Origin of the sequence: Butyrivibrio proteoclasticus (assembly GCF_900115735.1) — a bacterium.
Taxonomy (GTDB): domain Bacteria; phylum Bacillota; class Clostridia; order Lachnospirales; family Lachnospiraceae; genus Butyrivibrio; species Butyrivibrio proteoclasticus_B.
The window spans coordinates 279937-286107 of sequence record NZ_FOXO01000001.1 but is presented as its reverse complement, the minus strand read 5'-3'; the positions used below and the strand labels follow the sequence as shown (position 1 = coordinate 286107).

General features: G+C 34.4%; 7 protein-coding genes. All 7 read right to left on the bottom strand.

Going from position 1 to position 6171, the window contains the following annotated elements; translation table 11 throughout:
• Window positions 1–539, bottom strand: a 539-nt coding sequence (locus BM146_RS01225) for a GDP-mannose 4,6-dehydratase (RefSeq protein ID WP_143087396.1), incomplete at its 3' end; no start/stop codon positions are given.
• A gap of 181 nt (window positions 540–720) precedes the next feature.
• A complete protein-coding gene (gene rbr / locus BM146_RS01220) occupies window positions 721–1284 on the bottom strand; it encodes a rubrerythrin (protein WP_074883138.1) in 564 nt (187 codons plus the stop codon).
• Between the two features lie 231 nt (window positions 1285–1515).
• Complete coding sequence (locus BM146_RS01215; protein WP_143087395.1) at window positions 1516–3063, bottom strand: hypothetical protein; 1548 nt, start codon at window positions 3061–3063, stop codon at window positions 1516–1518.
• A 207-nt stretch (window positions 3064–3270) separates the two neighbouring features.
• Window positions 3271–4296, bottom strand: a complete 1026-nt coding sequence (locus BM146_RS01210; RefSeq protein WP_074883130.1) for a DarT ssDNA thymidine ADP-ribosyltransferase family protein — start codon at window positions 4294–4296, stop codon at window positions 3271–3273.
• Window positions 4289–5143, bottom strand: a complete 855-nt coding sequence (locus BM146_RS01205; RefSeq protein WP_177201558.1) for a macro domain-containing protein — start codon at window positions 5141–5143, stop codon at window positions 4289–4291. Before BM146_RS01205 ends, BM146_RS01210 begins: the two co-directional genes overlap by 8 nt.
• Window positions 5144–5157: 14 nt before the next feature.
• The gene (locus BM146_RS01200; protein WP_074883123.1) at window positions 5158–5379 is read right to left on the bottom strand and encodes a hypothetical protein; all 222 of its coding nucleotides are present in this window, start codon (window positions 5377–5379) and stop codon (window positions 5158–5160) included.
• Window positions 5380–5624: 245 nt separating this feature from the next.
• Window positions 5625–6140: a hypothetical protein gene (locus BM146_RS01195; RefSeq protein WP_143087394.1), complete on the bottom strand. Its 516-nt coding sequence runs from the start codon at window positions 6138–6140 to the stop codon at window positions 5625–5627.
• Window positions 6141–6171 lie beyond the last annotated feature (31 nt).

Genomic DNA, 6171 nt, shown 5'->3' with positions numbered 1-6171 from the left:
TTGAAAAGAATACCTGAGCAGCAGAACATGTTATAAGCTTCTCTGTACTCTTTGATAATCCAGTAGCCATAGAGCTTAGCTACAGCATATGGGCTATATGGATGGAAAGGTGTCTTTTCATTCTGAGGAACTTCCTCAACCTTTCCGTAAAGTTCTGAAGTTGAAGCCTGATAGATACGGCATGTGTCTGCAAGGCCGCACTGACGTACTGCCTCCAATATTCTCAAAACGCCTGTAGCATCAACATCTGCTGTAAATTCAGGTGAATCAAAAGAAACCTGAACGTGTGACTGAGCTGCAAGATTGTAAATTTCATCAGGACGAACCTTACCAATTACACCAAGGATACTCATTGAATCACCAAGATCACCATAGTGAAGATGGAAATGTGGCTGACCTTCAAGGTGAGCGATTCTCTCTCTATAATCTACAGAAGATCTTCTGATTATACCGTGAACATCGTAACCTTTTTCCAAAAGAAACTCTGCAAGATATGAACCATCCTGCCCTGTTATACCTGTTATTAAAGCTGTTTTCATAACAATCCTTTCTCATAAAGACAAACATATTAGTATTCATAAAGCTAATACATTTTATACAAAAAACAAATAAAAAGCAAATTATTTATTTGCGACAGGCTGTAGACAAAGTGGTCCATAAACCTGAACTTTCAGTGGCATTTTTTAATACAAAGCCCGTAATATAACAGTCATTATCCTTTTAATAATTCTCTGCCTTAAGCTGGAAATAATCTCTTGGATGATTGCAAACAGGACAAACTTCAGGAGCTTCTTTTCCAATAACGATATGTCCGCAGTTACTACACTGCCATACGCAATCCCCATCTCTTGAGAATACAAGCTTGTCCTCGACGTTCTTGAGAAGTTTTCTGTAGCGTTCTTCATGTTCTTTTTCAATTGCAGCTACGCCCTCAAAAAGCTCAGCAATCTCATCAAATCCTTCCTCTCTTGCCTTCTTTGCAAAAGAAGGATACATTTCCTTCCACTCATAGGACTCACCTTCAGCTGCTTCCTTAAGGCAGTCTATTGTGCTCCCAATGCCTGTAAGAATCTTATACCAGATTTCAGCATGTTCTTTTTCATTAGCTGCTGTCTCTGCAAAGATATTTGAAATCTGTACATAACCCTCTTTTTTAGCTTTTGATGCAAAGAATGTGTACTTATTCCTTGCCTCTGACTCACCTGCAAAAGCTGCCTGAAGGTTCTTTTCTGTTTCTGTCCCCTTTAGATCCTCTGCTCTACATCTCCATTTGTTTTCTGCCATAGAAATCTCCTTCCTATTATTCAAAAACTTTGCCTTTCCATGTTCTTTTTATTAAGAGTATTATACATTATCAGATGATAAAGAAACATATTGAATCGACTTACGAAATTCTTTTTCTATCATCAAAAACTGCTTCCAATATAAACTCATAAATGTATCATTAATCATCAGTCCCCACTCTCCTATTAGCATAATATATTGGTGTTAACTTTTCGTTCTGAAACAGCGTACTTATTCATCATCAGATGAGCCAGAATTAATCCTATATAAATCCAAATATGTATCGCTTAATCCCGGATCCAAAAACCTCTTAAACCAAGCATATCTATCATAGCCAAACTCTACATGCTCAGCCTGTTGTTTATATCCTTCTAAAGTTTCTAAATACTCTGCATATTCCTTATTATTTCTACCTGTAGGTTCAAAAGTTGTCAGCGCAAATACATCTCCGTCCCAGTTTTCCCATATATCCTTCCAGTTTGGATTCAACTGCTGTTGCTCAAATTGTTGATAACCTTCAAGCAATATGACGTTATATCCCTCATTCCTCAGATAGTAAATAATTACCGCATCTTTTGAGATAACAAGCGTAGAGTCCACATCTTCAGTATTGTCATGAATATAATCTATAACCTCTGCAAAAGGCATATTCCACTGATTCTTTGTAGTATCTGTATGCGTGATGACATTATAAAGTCCTCCAACAGTGCCTAATACGGTCAATACAAGAACTATATTCTTAACCACTTTTTTATGCATATTAGCAAAAACAACACTCACAAAAAAGCCTTGTAATGGAAAGATTCCTGTATAATTCCTTAAAGCCCCCAATCCAGATACCATATAAATGATGTATGTTCCAAGAAAAAATTGATTGTATTCATTAGATACAATTTTCTTAATATTTAATACAAATGATATAAACAAGATAAGATTGGCAAAAATCAGGAAAATTCCCCAAATCGATACCGGCATTACACCTTGTCCACAAAGCATATTCTCCGCACCATAAATTACCCCCTTTAATATGCCTCCTTTAGCACGGTCATAGCCATAATTATTTACTCTAACAGTAAAAAAAATGTAAAACTGATGTGCCATGATAAAAAGTGTAGCTAATCCAAAAAGAACAATCGGTAAAATTTCCTCCTTGATTTGCTCTTTTCTTTGAAATAGAAGTACCATAAATGAGATTGCAATTATAATTGCCGTCGTATTCTCCAAATAAAATATCCATGCGTACACAACATAAACCATTTCCCAAAAAAGCCACTTATTTATCTTGGAATGATTCATCAATAACCCCAGTACGCAAACACATGGGAATACATATGTAAACCACCTGATGCTTGTCCCCCACATTAGTATCGCTGGATTAAGGCAGGTTACTAAAAATGAAAATATTGTATTAACCAATATTCCATTTGTGTTATCCAATCTATTGACAATGCATAGTTTCCAAAACAAAAATATAAAAACAGCATTTACAATCCCACTAATCATCCTAACCAGATGCCAATCAGATGTAATCTTCCATAAAAAAAGACAAATCAAATAACTTCCAGGTGGATGAATATCAACTGAATTATTAATCGCTAGCTGTTGCGCAAATGTCGGATATGACTCAACATCAGCAATCGTATAAAACTCATCATCATAGCCATAACTGCTATATCCTACATACCCATATAGAAATACCAAGAATAAGAACAACGTAGCATACATAAATACAGCACGTTGTCTTACCATTATTTCACCATATTCTTTATTCGTTGCCAACCACATAAATCCTCCTCTGGCATCAAGTATAGATTATTTACGAAGATTATTATTTTCCTTCTAACTTTTTATATAAATAGTGTATGCTCAGCAACCGGCTGATTTTTCAGCCGACACTTTCGCATAAAATATAACAACAATTGTACCTTAAGTATTATTGAAGTATACTGTTTTTTCATCACCCATGTCTAATAGTTCAGTATTTTTTTACAAAACATCTCCCTCATTAACCCTGTACTTCATAAAGCACACTATATTTGAGTCAAAATATACCTTTACACTCATGTCTTTTGCACCCTGGATGGTTGGAATATTACTAAACGTAAGTGAATGTGGATTCAAATATGGCATATCTTTTTTGAAACCTCTACGAAACAGAACTCCATTTCTATTGTGCCATTCAAATTCAACTATAACCTGTGTAGTAAGAGCATAAATATCAATGCTTTCTGATTTTGATGCAACTTTTTTTGCATAATCATATTTGTTTTTCGTATCAGAAAATCGAATTGCTAAAGAGGTACCATCATAATCACAATCAGTCACAAACAACCCATTATATTCAAAAAGATCATCTCGTACTACTCGAATCATGTCTTTATATTTATAAAATGACTGTCGATTTTTTTCCTGTAACATATTGAGTAATGACTGTCTTTCAAGTTCAGTTCGACAAGCTATCCCTACTAAAGCTCTGTCAATATCATAAAAGTCAGGGTAAATAATCTCTGCATGCTTATAAGCCACTTCATCTTTCGCTGGAATTGGATTATATATTTTTTCAAAATCAAATTTTGCGAACTCTTCTTCAGAATTACATGTTTTATTTCCATGTCCTGCCTGACCGAGTTCAGAAAACCTTGTTGACGGATCTTCTAATACTTTTTGTAAATCAAAAAATAAAAAAATCGGTACAGGAATATTAGCATTGTCATCACTGTCATATCGTAGTTCTCTATGCTTATACCCTTCATTGTGATACTGTGTAGGAGTTAAAGGTCGGAAATAAAATCTAACAAAAGACATCACTTCTTCGCTGGTCATATCTATAACCTGCTTACTGGCATTGTCATTTTTCATTATCTTGAATTGTTTCGCACCAATTCTGCTATACAATCTACCAAGCGCTAATATGTTTACTGCATTCCTAATATCCGTAAAATGATAGGCATATTTGGGCCACCACCTGATTGCAGCATTTGCCATGTTTTGTTTAATAATATCGCTATACATTTACTGTTCCTTCCAATGAATAATATCTTCCAATGCCTTCATTCAACTGATAACCTTCCTTTTTATCATTGCCATCCACAATGTATATTTTAGTAAAGTATCCAAGTGAAAATATCATATCTAAAATCACAGTTGGAACTTGCTCATTTTCTCTATACACCACATCTTTTCTTCGTATCTTATCCCAATACTCATACAAAATGTCTTCCGATATGTTTTTTTCTTCAACCCCATCATTCATTTTTATTCCATCATTCCAAACAATCTCTATCTTTTTTTCTTGACTATAAAAAACATAAGGAATAATAGAGCAGTTATACCTTATATCATCACAAAAGCCATCAAATGAAATGTCTTTTGCATTCTGTTTAAGCCAATTACTCATATTATTTTGATCCTTGTGTTCTGGTAAGCTATCAGACACGGTGCTTGTGTAAATATAAACATCAATTGGCAAAGTCTTAAGATATTTCTCCATTAAAGGCTTTACCACATCCCAGTTCAATTCTCCGTTTCCACATCCCAATTTAGGAAATGCGATAGATGTAATTCCATACTCCGCATATGTATTGCAAAACTTCATCAGTCCCTGTTCAATATATTCAAGTCTCGAAGGATTCCTCCAATGTTCCTTGGTTGGAAAAAGTAAAGCCCAATGGTCAGCTTCATAACAAAGCATAAGATTACCTATTTTTAGCTTCTTTTTTTCACATGCAATTTTATATTTTTCAAACATACTGGGATATCTTTTTTTAAATTCTAATGCTATTCCTTTTCCCATTACCCCAACTGTATTTACAGTATTAACTATTGTCTGTGCAGGAGTAGCAAAAATATCACCTTCCAAATATCTGATCATTTTCAGTCCCCCAACTCTATTCTTTCACCATCAGGTAATACAAATGCACATTCGAGCTTGCATCCTGTAACCATTGCAATATCTTGTAATTCTGCAACTGTAAAATTATTTCTTTTGCACTTTTGACTAAATGATTGCGGAGATTTATCCAATCTTCTTCCAATCTCTGCTAATGTTGCGTCTGATTTTACTGCAAGTATTTTCAACTGTTTATCAATTCTCATGCGGCACCTCTAAAATAAATAATAAACGTATTTGTTTATTGATTCAACATTTTCAAATATAAAAAATCTGCCAGCATCCTCAAATGCTAGCAGAATTTTTACATTAACAGGCTTCACAATTATAGCCTTTATTTCCCAATATCTCTTCTATTTACTCTACAGTTACACTCTTTGTGTCTGTCTATTTGTTGTGCCTCAAATTATATTTAGATAACTATAAATAAAAAATTAATGCATTTATATCATTATTCCTCTTTGCAACAACCGATGTCAGCCTTTTCTTTTCCCCCAAAATACTTGTCTAACACACTGATTAGGTTACTTTTCCCCTTACCGTACACCTTTGCTTTTAGGTTATCTGCCTTAACTTTCCTATTCTTGCTGTTGGCAAAATATTTCTTCGCAGCGTCTGTCTTTTCACTATTTTCAACTGAATGCCCCAGAAATACTTCCTCTACATCATGACAAAACCAAACAAAATCATATCCCTTATCCTTACAGAACTGTTCTTCAGTTCGAATAATTTTGGCATCTTCAGGGCTACTGTCATATTTGTCTGTATCAAAGCAATATATCACATATGTATCACCATTGACTTTATAAGCATTGATAGCTTTGTTAACATCCTTTAGAACTTTAGGTTGATCATACTTCCCTTTGCCCGCCATAAAAATTGAAGTGAGCCTTACATCTTTTCTTGCCAAAACATTATAGTAATCCAACAGTATTGTTCTGATATACATATAATCTGTTTTTGACACTTTATCCGACTCCACTACAAACACAATTTAA

Excerpts from the sequence above, each read along its gene's own strand:
- BM146_RS01210 (WP_074883130.1), bottom strand. The coding sequence starts at position 4,296 with ATGTATAGCGATATTATTAAACAAAACATGGCAAATGCTGCAATCAGG.
- BM146_RS01200 (WP_074883123.1), bottom strand. The coding sequence starts at position 5,379 with ATGAGAATTGATAAACAGTTGAAAATACTTGCAGTAAAATCAGACGCA.
- rbr (WP_074883138.1), bottom strand. The coding sequence starts at position 1,284 with ATGGCAGAAAACAAATGGAGATGTAGAGCAGAGGATCTAAAGGGGACA.